At 74.2% G+C, this 13,809-nt stretch carries 14 protein-coding genes; 7 read left to right on the forward strand and 7 right to left on the reverse strand.

Annotation, left to right across the window (positions count from 1 at the left end; translation table 11 throughout):
* Positions 1–46: 46 nt before the first annotated feature.
* The 3 genes from ABZ716_RS20830 to ABZ716_RS20840 form a co-directional block, all read right to left on the reverse strand.
* Positions 47–928, reverse strand: coding sequence for a Crystal protein ET79 (locus ABZ716_RS20830; protein ID WP_358960696.1), 882 nt, complete (start codon positions 926–928; stop codon positions 47–49).
* Between the two features lie 44 nt (positions 929–972).
* Positions 973–1,236: a hypothetical protein gene (locus tag ABZ716_RS20835; protein ID WP_358813431.1), complete on the reverse strand. Its 264-nt coding sequence runs from the start codon at positions 1,234–1,236 to the stop codon at positions 973–975.
* 241 nt (positions 1,237–1,477) lie between these two features.
* Positions 1,478–1,759, reverse strand: a complete 282-nt coding sequence (locus tag ABZ716_RS20840; RefSeq protein WP_358960699.1) for a hypothetical protein — start codon at positions 1,757–1,759, stop codon at positions 1,478–1,480.
* Between the two features lie 173 nt (positions 1,760–1,932).
* Here ABZ716_RS20840 and ABZ716_RS20845 point away from each other — a divergent pair, with 173 nt between their 5' ends.
* The gene (locus tag ABZ716_RS20845) at positions 1,933–3,573 is read left to right on the forward strand and encodes a LuxR C-terminal-related transcriptional regulator (protein WP_358960702.1); all 1,641 of its coding nucleotides are present in this window, start codon (positions 1,933–1,935) and stop codon (positions 3,571–3,573) included.
* Between the two features lie 55 nt (positions 3,574–3,628).
* Here the strand turns inward: ABZ716_RS20845 and ABZ716_RS20850 are convergent, their stop codons facing one another.
* Positions 3,629–3,898 (reverse strand): hypothetical protein, encoded by a 270-nt coding sequence (locus tag ABZ716_RS20850; protein ID WP_358960705.1) that lies wholly within the window; start codon positions 3,896–3,898, stop codon positions 3,629–3,631.
* 861 nt (positions 3,899–4,759) lie between these two features.
* On the opposite strand from ABZ716_RS20850, the gene ABZ716_RS20855 reads away from it, so the two are divergent.
* Both ABZ716_RS20855 and ABZ716_RS20860 read left to right on the forward strand, forming a co-directional pair.
* Positions 4,760–5,893, forward strand: coding sequence for a hypothetical protein (locus ABZ716_RS20855; protein ID WP_358960707.1), 1,134 nt, complete (start codon positions 4,760–4,762; stop codon positions 5,891–5,893).
* A 40-nt stretch (positions 5,894–5,933) separates the two neighbouring features.
* A complete protein-coding gene (locus tag ABZ716_RS20860) occupies positions 5,934–7,022 on the forward strand; it encodes a phosphotransferase family protein (protein ID WP_358960710.1) in 1,089 nt (362 codons plus the stop codon).
* A 15-nt stretch (positions 7,023–7,037) separates the two neighbouring features.
* Here ABZ716_RS20860 and ABZ716_RS20865 read toward each other — a convergent pair whose 3' ends face one another.
* The gene (locus tag ABZ716_RS20865; RefSeq protein WP_358813437.1) at positions 7,038–7,490 is read right to left on the reverse strand and encodes a hypothetical protein; all 453 of its coding nucleotides are present in this window, start codon (positions 7,488–7,490) and stop codon (positions 7,038–7,040) included.
* A 218-nt stretch (positions 7,491–7,708) separates the two neighbouring features.
* On the opposite strand from ABZ716_RS20865, the gene ABZ716_RS20870 reads away from it, so the two are divergent.
* The 4 genes from ABZ716_RS20870 (at position 7,709) to fxsA (ending at position 11,595) form a co-directional block, all read left to right on the forward strand.
* The gene (locus tag ABZ716_RS20870) at positions 7,709–8,149 is read left to right on the forward strand and encodes an Lrp/AsnC family transcriptional regulator (RefSeq protein WP_030011705.1); all 441 of its coding nucleotides are present in this window, start codon (positions 7,709–7,711) and stop codon (positions 8,147–8,149) included.
* A 38-nt stretch (positions 8,150–8,187) separates the two neighbouring features.
* Positions 8,188–9,813 carry an amidohydrolase gene (locus tag ABZ716_RS20875; protein WP_358960713.1) on the forward strand — a complete coding sequence of 542 codons (1,626 nt, stop codon included), beginning with the start codon at positions 8,188–8,190 and terminating at the stop codon, positions 9,811–9,813.
* A gap of 328 nt (positions 9,814–10,141) precedes the next feature.
* On the forward strand, positions 10,142–10,909 hold the full coding sequence (locus ABZ716_RS20880) for a polyprenol monophosphomannose synthase (protein WP_351888526.1): 768 nt from the start codon (positions 10,142–10,144) through the stop codon (positions 10,907–10,909).
* Positions 10,910–10,983: 74 nt separating this feature from the next.
* The gene (fxsA, locus tag ABZ716_RS20885) at positions 10,984–11,595 is read left to right on the forward strand and encodes an FxsA family membrane protein (protein WP_358813440.1); all 612 of its coding nucleotides are present in this window, start codon (positions 10,984–10,986) and stop codon (positions 11,593–11,595) included.
* Positions 11,596–11,685: 90 nt separating this feature from the next.
* On the opposite strand, the gene ABZ716_RS20890 is transcribed toward fxsA, so the two are convergent.
* Together ABZ716_RS20890 and ABZ716_RS20895 are read right to left on the reverse strand one after the other, a co-directional pair.
* Positions 11,686–12,060, reverse strand: coding sequence for an RNA polymerase-binding protein RbpA (locus ABZ716_RS20890; RefSeq protein WP_007262928.1), 375 nt, complete (start codon positions 12,058–12,060; stop codon positions 11,686–11,688).
* A 302-nt stretch (positions 12,061–12,362) separates the two neighbouring features.
* Positions 12,363–13,745 carry an MFS transporter gene (locus tag ABZ716_RS20895; RefSeq protein ID WP_358960722.1) on the reverse strand — a complete coding sequence of 461 codons (1,383 nt, stop codon included), beginning with the start codon at positions 13,743–13,745 and terminating at the stop codon, positions 12,363–12,365.
* Positions 13,746–13,809: the final 64 nt, after the last annotated feature.

The raw sequence follows: 13,809 nt of genomic DNA on the forward strand, positions 1-13,809 counted from the left end.
CGTACGAGGGGGCGGTCGTCGGGCGGGATCGCAGCGGGCGCCGGCATCAGTTCACGGCGAAGGTGACGTACGCGTTGTCGCCGCCCCCGCCCGAGGTGGTGCAGCGGTGCGGCGCGGGCACCTGGCACTGGTACTTGTTGCTGCCGGAGAAGGGGTTGTCCCAGCGGATGGAGACCGTGCCGCCGCCCGCCATCGTGTAGTTCGCGTAGCCCTCGGTGCCGGTCATGACGCCCTCCGACTCGCTCTCCCACGTGGCGGAGGCGCCCGGGTCGATCAGCGACGGGGGAAGGCTGTTGCCGGTCCAGATGCCGTGGGACAGCCCCGCTCCGGTCCTGGCGAGCAGGGTGCCGCTGTTGTTGACGACCCGGACGGCGGTGCTGCGGGCGGCCTGGGCCTTCATCCCCGCCGAAGCGGCCTTGGCCGACAGCGCCGCAGGGCCGCCGGTCAGTGTGAAGGTGGCGGTGGCGTTGTCGCCGCCCCCGCCGGAGCGGGAGCAGGAGTAGCCGGCCGGCACCTCGCAGGCGTAGCTGTTGGAGCCGGCGTACGGATTGTTCCAGTGGATCTTTATCTGCTGACCGGTCGCCGTGACCCGGTAGGTGGTGTATCCCTCCGTCCCGGTGAGCATCCCGCACGAGCGGCTGCCCCAGGAGGTGGTGATCCCCTTGGCGATGTAGTCCGGGGGCAGGGCGTCGTTGTTCCAGCAGCCGTGCGGCAGGGAGGAGCTGACGCGGGTCAGGTGCTGGCTGGTGCTGTTGCTGAAGACGACGTCCGTGCTGCGGGCCGAGGACGCCGCGACGGGCGACGGGCCAGCGGCCGGGGCGGCCGGGGCGGCCTGGGCGGACGGGGCGAGAGCGGTGGCACCCGCCGCCAGAGCGGCGGTGGCGGTGAGCGCGGCGGCCCACCGGGCCCGGGAACGGGTCGGCTGCATGGGGTGTGTCCCTTCGTGTCGTGAGCGGGGTCAGGCGGGGCGGATCAGCTGACGTAGAACAGCTGGTACTCGTTGCCGTCCCAGGCCGGGTTGCACTCGTAGCGGCTGTACAGGCCGAGCGCGACGCTCAGCGAGCCGGCCTGGACGCACTGGGAGAAGGACGCGTACGTCCCGCCCGGCACCCGGTAGCCGGGCGTGGCCGCCTGGGCGGTCGCGGCGCCGCCGGCGCCGAGCAGCAGGACGGTGGCCGCGCAGACGGCGGCGGCGAGGCCGCGGCGCCGGGTCGTGGCGGCGGTGGCTGATCTCATACGGATTCCTTTCGGGCATGCCTCATCGCGCCGCGGCGGTGCCGGGCTCGGGGAGGGGAGGGAGAAGAGGGGAGGGAGACTGGGTCGGGCCCGCATCCACCCAACCGACGGCGGATGGAGCCCGCCGCCCCCGCGCCCGGTCTCCCGGGGGGTCCAGGGGGGTTCAGGGGGTGTCCGGCGGATCAGGGCCGGGCCCGGGGCGGGCTGTCCGGCCCTGATCCGCCGGCCACCCCTGGTTCGACTAGTTCAACGGCTTGCCGGGGCAGAGCGCGTCGCCCCAGGCCGTGGTCACGGGGCAGTGGTCGTGGTCGCCGTGGTGCCCGTCGCCCCTGCCGTGCCCGTCGCCCCTGCCGTGCCCCGTGCCCCGCCCGTCGGCCTGGGCGGCCGTCGCCACGGCCCGGGTACCGGAACCGGAGGCACCGTCCGCCGTGGCGCCGCCGTCTGCGCTGACGGCGGCGCCGCCCAGCCACAGGCCGACTCCGGCGGCCAGTCCCGCCGTCACACGCAGGGTGTTCACGATCATGCCAACTCCTCGGTCAGGCAGGGGTTTCCACGGCTCCAGGCGGAGGCCGGCGCCGCCGCTTCCGCCGGTTCCGGCTGTCCGCCGGCGACGAGGACGACTCTGCCAGGGGCCGCTGGCCCCCGGCAGGCATGGAAGGGATCATGTGTATGCCATGCATCTTTAGGAGGTATGCGATGACCGTGGACGCTGACGGCGAATCAGGCGTGCCCCGTATCGATGAACCGGCGGCCCTGTTGTACCGGTGGACCCTCGTGCACGGGCGGCTCGCCCCCGCGACGCTGCCGCGCGCCGCGGCCGAGACCGGCCTGAGCGAGGACGCCTGCCGCGAGGCGGTCGCGCGACTCTGCGACCTGTGCCTCTTCCAGCCCCTGTCCGGCGCCGACGGCGGTGAAGGGGAAGCGGAGTTGGGCTGGCGGGCCGTCAGCCCGCAGTCGGCGGGCGCCCGCGTCCTCGCCGAGAAGGAGACCGAGTTACGGGCCCAGGAGGCGTCCCTGCGGGAGCGGCGCGAGGGACTCCAGCGGCAGCGCGACGGATTCAACGCGCTCGTCCCCGTCTACCTCCAGGCCCGCCGGGACGCCTTTCCCGAGGGGACCATCGACCACCTCCCGGACCAGTTCGCGGTCCGCGCGCTGCTCACCGAGGTCATCGACACCTGCCGCAGCGAGGTCCTGGTCTCCAAGCACGGAGGCTCCTTCCCCCCGGCCGCCCTGCGCGAGGCGCTGCCGCGGGACCTGGCCCTGCTCGCCCGGGGGGTGCGGATGCGCAGCCTCTACCAGCACGCCACCCGGTTCGACCAGCCGACCCGGGAGCACGCCGAGAGACTCGTGGCGGCCGGTGCCGAGATCCGCACGCTGCCCGAGGTGCTCCCGCAGATGATCCTGGTCGACGGCCGGCTGGCCCTGCTGCCCGCCCGGTCCGGTGGAGCGCTGGTCATCCGCGAGCCCGACCTGATCGGGTACCTCCTGGACGTCTTCCAGCGGGACTGGGCGAATGCCGCCCCCTTCGCGACGGGTCCCCAGGCGGCCCACGGCGTCTCGGAGGCCATGAAGCGGAGCATCCTGGTGCTGCTGGCCAAGGGGCTCAAGGACGAGTCCATCGCCCGGCGGCTGGGGGTCTCCCTGCGGACCTGCCGCCGCCACGTCTCGGAACTCCTGGAAGGTCTCGGCGCCCACAGCCGCTTCCAGGCGGGCGCGATAGCCGAACGCCACGGCCTGACCACCCACCCGACCCCGCCGCTACCCCCCTCCCCGCCCGAAGCCACCCGTCCGGAGACCCGACGCCGGGAACGCCCCGCGAGATCCGGAACCGAGGCCGGGGCCGAATCCGGGACTGGGACCGAGACCGGGACCAAGACCGGGGTTGGAGCCGAGTCACGGACCGCGGCTGAGGCGGGAGCGGGGGTCGGGGCTGTGGCTGAGACCGGGGCGGGGGCCGGAGTCGGGACCGAGGCCGATACCGGGGCGAGGGCCGGTACCGTGCCCCAGTCGCGGACCGGGGCCGATACCGGGGCGAGGGCCGGTACCGTGCCCAAGTCGCGGACCGTGGCTGAGGCGGGGGCCGGGGTCGGGGCCGTGGCTGAGGCCGGGGCCGAGACCACGGCCGGGACCGGGACCGATACCGGAGCCGGGACCGATACCGGGGCCGGGTCCACGGCCAAGACCGGTGGGCCGGCCTGTTGCCCGGGCTGTGATCGTCCGCTTCCTGTAGCCGCCGTCCAGCGGGCGGGGCGGCCGCCGCGCTACTGCTCGGCGCCCTGCCGCTCGCGCGCCTATCGAGCCCGGCTCAAGGCCCGACCCGCCCCCGAGGCCCCGTGACGTAATCGCGGGTAGTGACACGAAAGTCGGTGAACCGCTCGCACGGCGTGAGCCCTCAGCCGCCGTAGAGGGGGCCGGACGGCCAGATCGGGGCGGAGGCGATCCGGGACCACTCCGGGTCGCGCCGGCCCGGCAGCGTCCGGCCGTCGAATGCCCAGCGGGCGAGCAGGGCGGTGTAGATCGGCGGGTCTGGATGGCCCCGGTAGCCCGGCGGCCCCGGCCGGGGCCTCTCGCGCGTGACCTGCTGAACCGATTCTTCGTAGCCCGGCAGGGTGGGGCGGCGCCTGTGCCCCGCCCTGGGGGAGGGCGTTTCGAGAGTGGTCATGCCCCGCCAACGCGGCATGCGGAGCGCGGGTAACCCCTCCCCGCCCGCGCCCATCCGTTCGACCCGTCCCGCGTCCGAGCCCACCACCCCCGCCGACCACCAGCGCCCGCGCCCCGCCCCGCCGCCCGCGCCCCGCCCCGCCGCCGCGCCCCGCCCCGCCGCCCGCGTCCGAGCCAGCCGGCCGCCCGGAGCCAGTCGGCCGCCCCGCGCCCGTCGGCCTTCCGGCGCCTGCGCCTGTCGCCGCCGACCGCCGTGCCCCCCGGGTACACGCCCGCCGGTCCTGCGGCTTCTGCGCTTGCCGCCGCCGACCGCCGTGCCCCGTCGGGCCGCCCGGGTACAGGTGGGGGTGCGGAGTACCGAGCCGCCCCGGAAGCACGCCCGCCACGGCTCCCACACCTGCGCCCGCCGGTCCTCCGGTGCCTGCGCTTGCCGGGCTTGCCGGCCCCCTCGGCGCCGGCGCCTGCCGCCCCGCCGCGCCTGGCTCTCCCGGGCCCACCCCCAGGTCCCTCGGCTCTCCCGCGCTGGCGCACGCCGCATCCGCCGCGTCTGCCGGTCCCCTCGGCGCCGGCGCTTGCCGCCCCGCCGCGCCCGGGCCCACCCTCAGGCCCCTCGGCTCTCCCGCGCCGGCGCACGCCGCATCTGCCGCACCCTCCCGCCCGTCCGCGCCGTCTCGCCCGCCTGCCGTCCCCACCCGCACCCCCGCCCCCGCACGGCCCGCCGTGACGTGTCGGTTCCGCCCGGTGGCCAAGGGTGTCGGGGTGGCAGGGTGTGCCGGGACTCTGGTCGGGGGCGGCGAATCTGACGTACCGTCATATCCGCTCGGCCGGCGCCGTGCCGGTACCCGTGCCCCGGAGGTTCGTCATGCCCGCCGACCGTCCCGTGCCCCTCGACGAGTACCCCGTCCACCAGGCCCCACTGTCGATGAAGCACCTGGTCACGGGCGACCGCAACGCCTACGACCGCAGCATTTTCCACGTCTTCGACCACGCCGGTCGCGCCGTCCTCGTCCTCGGCCTCGGCGTCTACCCCAACGCCGGGGTCATCGACGCCTACGCCACCCTGCGCCTCGGCGACGAGCTCCTCGCGGTCCGTGCCTCCGACGCCCTCACCGACGACCGGATGAACCTCTCGGTCGGCCCCCTGTCGATCACCGTCGACGTCCCCCTCAAGCGGCTCACCCTCCACTGCGACCCCGACCCCGGGGACCCGCTCGGGCTCTCGTACGACGTCACCTGGACCGCCGCCTTCCCCGCCGTCTGGGAGCCCCACCACATCCAGCGCCGCGGCGACCGCCTCATGCTGGAGGGCCGCCGCTTCGTCCAGGCCGGGCACGTCACCGGTACCGTCCGGGCCCGCGGCGAGGAGTTCACCCTGGCCCCGGGGGAGTGGACCGGTACCCGGGACCGCAGCTGGGGGGTGCGCCCGATACCCGGCGAGGACGGCGGCCGCGCCGCCGAGGAGCTGCGCCCCGAGGGCTTCCACTGGCTCTGGATCCCCGTCCGCTTCGAGGACCGCTTCCTGATGGTCATCGCCCAGGAGGACGCCGACGGCCACCGCACCCTGAGCGAGGCCGTCCAGGTCTTCCCCGAGGGAAGCGGCCGCCCCGACGTCCAGCTCGGCTGGCCCCACACCGAGATCCGCTACCGCCCCGGCAGCCGCCACCCCGAGAGCGCCGTCGTCCACCTCACCGACCCCTCCCGCAAGCTCCTCGAACTCGGCGTGGAGATCCTGAACTCCTCCCCGCTCGCCGTGGGGGCCGGCTACCCGCCCGCCGCCGACTGGCAGCACGGCACCTGGCAGGGCCGCGGCTGGACCGACCGCCGCGCCTACGACCTCTCCGACCCCGCCGCCCACCCCATGGCCGCCTTCGGGGTCACCGACCACTCGGCCCGCTTCACCCTCGACGGCCGCACCGGCTTCGGGATCTTCGAACACGGCAGTTTCGGCCGCCACGACCCCAGCGGCTTCACCGACTACACCTCCGTCGCCCCCTGACCCGCCCCCGCCCGGAAGCCACCACGCCGAGGAGCACCGCATGACGCCGCCCCGCCCCCGTACCTCCACCCGCGAGCCCGAGGAACTCGGCCGGCGCCTCACCGCCTGGCTCGACCGCCGGCTGCCCGGCGCGAAGGCCACCGGCACGCGCGTGCCCGGCTCCAACGGCATGTCCAGCGAGACCCTGCTCTTCGACGTCGAGCACCCCGACGCCCCCGTCCGCGGCTGCGCCCTGCGCCTGGCCGCCGACCCGGCCGCCTACACCGTCTTCCCCGCCTACGACATGCCCCGCCAGCACCGCGTGATGTCCCTGGTCGCCGAGCACACCGACGTCCCCGTCCCCCGCGTGCTCTGGCTGGAGGAGGACCCGGCCCCGCTGGGCGCGCCGTTCTTCGTGATGGCCCGCGCCGAGGGCCGCGTACCGCCCGACGTCATGCCCTACACCTACGAGGGCAACTGGCTGCACTCCGCGACCGACGCCGAACGCGCCGAGCTCCAGGAGGCGAGCATCTCCCTCCTCGCCCGCCTGCACGACCAGTTCCCGGCGAAGGAGGCCGCGTTCCTGCTCCCGCCGGGCGAGGGCAGCCCGCTGCGCCGGCACGTCGAGGCTCAGCGCGAGTACTACGCCTGGGTGGTGGACGGGCTGGCCCGCTCGCCCCTCCTGGAGCGCGCCTTCGACCGGCTGGAGGAACTCTGGCCGGCCGACGAGGGCGACCCGGTCCTCGCCTGGGGCGACGCCCGCATCGGCAACATCGTCTACGACGGTTTCCGGCCCGCGGCGGTCCTCGACTGGGAGATGGCCGCCTACGCCCCGCGCGAGGTCGATCTCGGCTGGACCGTCTACCTGCACCGCTTCTTCCAGGACCTGACCGTGGGCTTCGGCCAGCCGGGCCTGCCGGACTTCCTGCGCCGCGAGGACCTGGAGCGCCGGTACGCCGAACTCACCGGGCACACCCCGCGCGACATGGAGTTCCACACCCTCTACGCCGCCCTGCGGCACGGCATCGTGATGCTGCGCATCGCCTACCGGCAGGCGTATTTCGGAGAGGTCGAGGTCCCCGCCGACCCGGACGGCCTCATCCTGCACCACGCCAGCCTGGCGGCCATGGTGCAGGGGACCTACTGGTAGCGGAGGAAGCGCAGCTCAGGCTGCCTGCGCGTGCTCGCGCTCCTGCGGCGGCACCACCGCGGCCGCCACCCGCACCGGACGCGAGCCCGGACCGCCGACGTGCGAGAAGGGCTGCGTCCGCCAGTCCAGTCCCTGCGGCAGCGTCAGGTGTACGACGGGCTCCAGCTCCGGCTGCTCCGACGGGAGCACGCCCACCGTCGCCAGCGCGTCCGAAACCGGCCGGCCCGTACCCGCGCACACGGTGAGCCCGAACGGGTTCCACGGGGTCAGGCACAGGGCGTGCTCCGGGAGCCGCTCCTCGTCCTCGACCAGGGCGATCGACTGCCCGCAGTCGGGGCAGACCGCGTGGTGGACCTCGAAGTCACCGGCGCCGGCGGGTTCGAGGTAGTCGTCGTCGTCCGCGTACTCGGCGGAAAGCGGTTCCAGGGGCTCCGGTTCGGTGCGACCGGCGCGCTTGGTGTTCAGCATGGATGTACTCCCCCTTGGGTGGGCCGGGCGGGCAAGGTTCTTCAGCCACGGCCACAGCAAGCACTTCCCGCCGCGCGGCACGCGTAACCACAAGAGCGGGGTGTACGCCCGTACATGCCTGTGGCTTTCGTCACATGCCCGCCGCAGGTGCCCCTTCTGCGTGGACACCGCTGTGCCTGGAGCGGTCCTGGGCCTTAGGTTGAGCGGCTATGAGCGCAATGGAGGAGCTGGACCGCCAGATCGTGGATCTGCTCGTACGGGACGGGCGGATGAGCTACACGGACCTGGGCAAGGCCACCGGCCTGTCCACGTCGGCGGTCCACCAGCGAGTACGCCGCCTGGAACAGCGCGGAGTCATCCGCGGCTACGCGGCCGTGGTGGACCCCGAGGCCGTCGGGCTGCCGCTCACGGCCTTCATCTCCGTCAAGCCGTTCGACCCGAGCGCGCCGGACGACATCGCGGACCGGCTGGCGGGCGTACCCGAGATCGAGGCGTGCCACAGCGTCGCGGGCGACGAGAACTACATCCTCAAGGTGCGCGTGGCGACCCCCCTGGAACTGGAGGACCTCCTGGGCCGCCTGCGGGCCCTGGCGCACGTCTCCACCCGTACGACGGTGGTCCTCTCCACCCCCTACGAGGCCCGCCCGCCCCGGGTCTGAATTCCTGCCCCGCCCTCCCCAGGGGCGAGACTGACCCCATGACCGACCGCACCGCCCCCGCACCGGGCGCCGACGCGCCCACCCGCACCGTCCTCCTGCGCGGAGGCGAGGTGCACAGCCCCGCCGACCCCTTCGCGACGGCGATGGTCGTCGAACGCGGCCACATCGCCTGGGTCGGCTCCGAAGGCGCCGCCGACGCCTTCGCCCCGGGCGTGGACGAGGTCGTCGACCTCGGCGGGGCGCTCGTCACCCCCGCCTTCACCGACGCGCACGTCCACGCCACCTCCACGGGCCTGGCCCTCACCGGCCTCGACCTCACCACCGCACGCTCCCTCGCCGAGGCCCTGGACCTCGTCCGCGCCCACGCCGCGCGCCGCCCCGCCGACCGGGTGCTCCTCGGCCACGGCTGGGACGCCGCCCGCTGGCCCGAGCGCCGGGCCCCGCGCCGGGCCGAGCTCGACGAGGCGGCCGGGGGCCGCCCGCTCTACCTGAGCCGGATCGACGTCCACTCGGCGGTGGTCACCACGGCCCTCCTGGACCTGGTCCCGGCCGTCCACCCGCGCGGCGACGAGCCCCTCACCAAGGACGACCACCACGCCGTCCGCCGCGCCGCGCTCGCCGCCCTCACCCCCGCCCAGCGCGCCGAGGCCCAGCGGGCCGCCCTGGACCGGGCCGCCTCCCTCGGCATCGGCTCCGTCCACGAGTGCGGCGGGCCGGAGATCTCCTCCGCCGAGGACTTCTCCGGCCTGCTGGCCCTGGCCGCCGAACACCCCGGCCCGCGCGTCCACGGCTACTGGGCCGACCGCGACCTGGACCTCGCCCGCGAGCTGGGCGCGGTGGGAGCCGCCGGCGACCTGTTCGTGGACGGCGCCCTCGGCTCGCACACCGCCTGCCTGCACGCCCCGTACGCCGACGCCGCGCACACCGGCACCGGCTACCTGGACGCCGACGAGATCGCCCGGCACGTGGCGGCCTGCACCGAGGCGGGGCTCCAGGCCGGGTTCCACGCCATCGGCGACGCGGCCCTCACCGCCGTGGTGGAAGGCGTCCGCGCCGCCGCCGAGAAGGTGGGCCTGGACCGTGTCCGGGCCGCCCGGCACCGGGTCGAGCACGCCGAGATGATGACCCCGCGCACCATCGCCGCCTTCGCGGAGCTCGGCCTGACCGCCTCCGTGCAGCCCGCCTTCGACGCCGCCTGGGGAGGCGAGGACGGCATGTACGCCGACCGGCTCGGCGCCGACCGGGCCCGCACCCTCAACCCGTACGCGGCGATGCTCAAGGCGGGCGTGCCGCTGGCCTTCGGCTCCGACGCCCCGGTGACCCCGCTCGACCCCTGGGGCACCGTCCGCGCCGCCGCCTTCCACAGCACCCCCGAGCACCGGATCTCGGTCCGGGCCGCCTTCACGGCGCACACCCGGGGCGGCTGGCGGGCGCTCGGCCGGGACGACGCGGGCATCCTCGTCCCCGGCGCGCCCGCCGACTACGCGGTCTGGCAGACCGGCGAGCTCGTGGTGCAGGCCCCCGACGACCGGGTGGCCCGCTGGTCCACCGACCCCCGCTCGGGCACCCCCGGCCTGCCGGACCTCAGCCCGGGCCGCGAGCTGCCCGTGTGCCTGAAGACGGTCGTGGGCGGCCGGGAGGTATTCGTACGGCCACAGGGGTGATCCAGCCGCCATCGGCTCGGCCCCGGGGGCCCCGCCCGGATAGGTTCGCCCGGGTCCACCAGCAGGACGCCGGACCGGAGGGAGCCGACCGCCCACCGCACCCGAGCCTCGGGGGCGGGGGGAAGGTTTCGCTGGGGCGGCGGTGGCACCCGATCGCGCCCGGCGCTCCAGTAGACAACGGTCACGGAGGCCCGCAGCCAGCGGGCCCGGGGTCCGGACCGAAGGACCGCCGGGCCCGATCGCTGTTCTAAAATCATCCTGCTGCGATGTGCTGGACGAGGGCGGTCCGCAGCGGACCGACTCGGCGAAAGAGACCCAAGGGGAACCGGTGAGCAACGGCGGACAGCGGACCTCAGGGCCGCTCGGCACCACGCTGGTGATCATTCCGACCTACAACGAGGCGGAGAACATCAGCCGGATCGTGGGCCGGGTCCGTACGGCGGTGCCCGAGGCGCACGTCCTCGTCGCGGACGACAACAGCCCCGACGGCACCGGCAAGCTCGCCGACGAGCTCGCGGCCGGGGACGAGCAGGTCCACGTCCTGCACCGCAAGGGCAAGGAGGGCCTCGGCGCCGCCTACCTGGCCGGCTTCGCCTGGGGCCTGGAGCACGGCTACGGGGTCCTCGTGGAGATGGACGCCGACGGCTCCCACCAGCCGGAGGAGCTGCCCCGCCTGCTCACCGCCCTGGCCGGGGCGGACCTGGTCCTCGGCTCGCGCTGGGTGCCGGGCGGCCGGGTCGTGAACTGGCCCAAGAGCCGTGAGTTCCTCTCCCGCGGCGGCTCCACCTACTCCCGGCTGATGCTGGACGTCCCCATCCGCGACGTCACCGGCGGCTTCCGCGCCTTCCGCCGCGAGACCCTGGAGGGGCTCGGCCTGGAGGAGGTCGCCTCGGCCGGCTACTGCTTCCAGGTGGACCTGGCCCGCCGGGCGGTCCGCAAGGGCTTCCGCGTGGTGGAGGTGCCGATCACCTTCGTGGAGCGCGAGCTCGGCGACAGCAAGATGAGCAAGGACATCGTGGTGGAGGCCCTGTGGCGGGTCACCCAGTGGGGCCTGGGGGAGCGCGCCGCCAAGCTCCTGGGCAGGCGTCCTTCCTGAGCCCCGTCCCTTAGGGGGTGCCCGGTACCTCCGGCTGAGGCCGCTTTTATCCGGGCCCGGGCACACTGGGTGGTATGAGTACCGGCACTGGTTCGTCGAGGACCGGCAGACCCACAGCCCCCCGGCGGCGTTCGTCCGCCCGTACGTTCCTCCCCCTGGCGGTCGCCGCCTGGCTGATCCTGGAGATCTGGCTGCTGAGCCTGGTCGCCGGAGCGGCCGGCGGGTTCACCGTGGCCGCGCTGCTCGCGGGCGGGCTCGTCCTGGGCGTGGTGGTCATCAAGCGCGCGGGGCGACGGGCCTTCAAGAACCTCACGCGGACCTTCCAGCAGGCGCAGGAGCAGGCGGCGGCCGGCGCGATGCCCTCGGCGCCTCCGCCCGGCCGGGGCTCGGGCAACGGTATGACCATGCTGGCCGGGCTGCTGCTGATCCTGCCCGGGCTGCTGTCCGACGTGGCCGGGCTGCTCCTGCTGCTGCCTCCGGTCCGCGCCTTCGCCGCCCGCCGGGCCGGGCGCACGCTGGAGCGGAGGATGACCGCCGCCCCGGGAGGCTTCGGCGACGCGTACACGCAGGCCCGGATCCACTTCCCCGACGGCAAGGTGGTCCCGGGCGAGGTGATCCGCGAGGACGGCTCCCCGGCCGGGGAAAGCGGCCCGGACACCGGCCACCGCCCGCCGCTGGCGCGGTGAGAACAACAACGACGGGCTGGACGCACCAAGCCGAGGGGCCCCGCCACATCAGTGGCGGGGCCCCTCGGCTTGTGCTCCGTGCCTCGCGGATCAGGCGGACTTGCGGCTGTCCCGCGGATGCACGGCGATGTTCATGGCGCCGGAACGCAGGACGGCCAGCCGTTCGGCCAGCACCTCCTCCAGCTCCTCGCGGGTGCGTCGCTCCATGAGCATGTCCCAGTGCGTTCGCGCAGGCTTGCCCTTCTTCTCTTCGGGCCCGTCCCCGTCCACCAGGAGTGCCATGGCGCCGCACGCCTTGCACTCCCACTCCGGCGGAATCTCCGCCTCTACCGAGAACGGCATCTCGAATCGATGTCCGTTCTGGCATGCGTACTCCACCGCCTGGCGCGGGGCCAGATCGATGCCGCGGTCCGTCTCGTAGCTGGTAACCACGAGCCGCGTACCGCGGAGAGCTCGCTCACTCATGAATCGTGCCTCCCGGGCTTGTCGCCCACAGGACAGGTGTCGCTGTCGTCGTCATCCGGTCAACGTCCGGTCGGCGGTATAGATTCCCGCTCCGGGTCAATGCGTCGCCCGTCGTGCCGCCCCTTGTTGTACCCACCAGTGCCCGTTTTGTCACATCTGGCAGCAGATGTCACCCAACGTCTCTAGGCAGTGAACGCGCAGTAACGGTCCCCCTGGCAGGCCAAAGGCGTACACTACCGGCCGATCGCCGCCACGGCGAAATTCGTTCGGAACTCGTTCACGGATCCGGGCCCGGTCCCGCCTCAGACGCGTACCGGAACAGGATTGCCCGCCGCCTCCACCGCACGCCGCACCGGCACTCGCGCGAGCAGGGCGAAACCCAGTGCGAAGAAGACCACCAGCGAGATGATCGCGTCCCGGTAGCTGCCCGTGACCTGGTACGTCAGCCCGAAGACCAGCGGTCCCACCCAGCTCAGCCCCCGGTCGCTCATCTCGTACGCCGAGAAGTACTCGGCCTCCTTGCCCGCGGGCACCAGGTGCGAGAACAGCGAACGCGACAGCGCCTGGCTGCCGCCCAGCACCAGCCCGATCATCGCCGCGAGTGCGAAGAACCACACCGGGGTCCTGGCCGGCAGGAAGTACCCCGCCCCCAGGGTCAGCCCCCACGCCGCCAGCGAGCCGAGAATCGTCCGCTTCGCCCCGTAGGCGACCGCCAGCCGGCCCATCGCCAGCGCCCCGACCACCGCCAGGACCTGCACCAGCAGCACGGCCACGATCAGCGTGGACTGCTCCAGCTCCAGCTCCTCCGAGCCGTAGACCGACGCCTGGGAGATCACCGTCTGGACGCCGTCGTTGTAGACCAGGTAGGCCAGCAGGAACGACAGGGTCAGCGGGTAGCGCCGCATGTCCTTGAGCGTGGCCACCAGCTGCCGCCAGCCGCTCACGGCCGGGGCGGCACCCGCCTCCCGGACCACCGCCCGGTCGCGCAGACGGCGCAGCGGGATCACCGCGAAGGCCCCCCACCACAGGCCCGCCGAAGCCAGGCAGATCCGCACCGCCGCGCTCTCGGAGAGGCCGAAGGAGTCGTGCCCCTGGAAGAGCACCAGGTTCAGCACCAGCACGAACGCGCCCGAGGTGTAGCCGAAGGCCCAGCCCCGCGAGGAGACGGTGTCCCGCTCGTCCGGAGTGGAGATCTGCGGCAGGAAGGCGTTGTAGAGCACCATCGAGACCGCCAGCGAGGCGTTCGCGACGACCAGCAGGACCCCGCCCAGCAGGTAGCGGTCCCCGTCCAGGAAGAACATCCCGGCGGTCGCCGCCGCACCCGTGTACGCGGCCGCCGCCAGCAGCGGCTTCTTGCGGCCGGTCCGGTCCGCCGCCGCGCCCGCCAGCGGCATGACCAGCACCGCGAGGATCACCGACAGGGACACCGTGTAGGCGAAGAACGACCCGGCCCGCACCGGGACGCCCAGCGGGTGGACGTAGCCCTCGGCATCGGCCGCGGCCTTGGCCACCGCCGTCAGGTACGGGCCGAGGAACACCGTCAGCACGCTCGTCGAGTACACCGAGCACGCGAAGTCGTAGAAGTACCAGCCGTGCTGTTCGCGCCTGCGCGCCGCGGCCGTCTCGGCGGCGGCTCTGCCGCCCTCCGCGCCGGATTCCGCTTCGTTTTCCGTACGCTCGGTCATGAGCGCCCCCTCGTGTTCCCCGTAGGACGCCGGCCCCCGCGACCGGGCGCGGGGGCCCGCGGGC

It is taken from the genome of Streptomyces sp. NPDC006687, from assembly GCF_040636215.1.
Taxonomy (GTDB): domain Bacteria; phylum Actinomycetota; class Actinomycetes; order Streptomycetales; family Streptomycetaceae; genus Streptomyces.

Bases quoted from the DNA above. Each gene is read 5' to 3' on its own strand.
- ABZ716_RS20830 (WP_358960696.1), bottom strand. From the start codon at position 928: ATGCAGCCGACCCGTTCCCGGGCCCGGTGGGCCGCCGCGCTCACCGCC.
- ABZ716_RS20835 (WP_358813431.1), bottom strand. From the start codon at position 1,236: ATGAGATCAGCCACCGCCGCCACGACCCGGCGCCGCGGCCTCGCCGCC.
- ABZ716_RS20840 (WP_358960699.1), bottom strand. From the start codon at position 1,759: ATGATCGTGAACACCCTGCGTGTGACGGCGGGACTGGCCGCCGGAGTC.
- ABZ716_RS20845 (WP_358960702.1), top strand. From the start codon at position 1,933: ATGACCGTGGACGCTGACGGCGAATCAGGCGTGCCCCGTATCGATGAA.
- ABZ716_RS20850 (WP_358960705.1), bottom strand. From the start codon at position 3,898: ATGACCACTCTCGAAACGCCCTCCCCCAGGGCGGGGCACAGGCGCCGC.
- ABZ716_RS20855 (WP_358960707.1), top strand. From the start codon at position 4,760: ATGCCCGCCGACCGTCCCGTGCCCCTCGACGAGTACCCCGTCCACCAG.
- ABZ716_RS20860 (WP_358960710.1), top strand. From the start codon at position 5,934: ATGACGCCGCCCCGCCCCCGTACCTCCACCCGCGAGCCCGAGGAACTC.
- ABZ716_RS20865 (WP_358813437.1), bottom strand. From the start codon at position 7,490: ATGCTGAACACCAAGCGCGCCGGTCGCACCGAACCGGAGCCCCTGGAA.
- ABZ716_RS20870 (WP_030011705.1), top strand. From the start codon at position 7,709: ATGGAGGAGCTGGACCGCCAGATCGTGGATCTGCTCGTACGGGACGGG.
- ABZ716_RS20875 (WP_358960713.1), top strand. From the start codon at position 8,188: ATGACCGACCGCACCGCCCCCGCACCGGGCGCCGACGCGCCCACCCGC.
- fxsA (WP_358813440.1), top strand. From the start codon at position 10,984: ATGAGTACCGGCACTGGTTCGTCGAGGACCGGCAGACCCACAGCCCCC.
- ABZ716_RS20890 (WP_007262928.1), bottom strand. From the start codon at position 12,060: ATGAGTGAGCGAGCTCTCCGCGGTACGCGGCTCGTGGTTACCAGCTAC.
- ABZ716_RS20895 (WP_358960722.1), bottom strand. From the start codon at position 13,745: ATGACCGAGCGTACGGAAAACGAAGCGGAATCCGGCGCGGAGGGCGGC.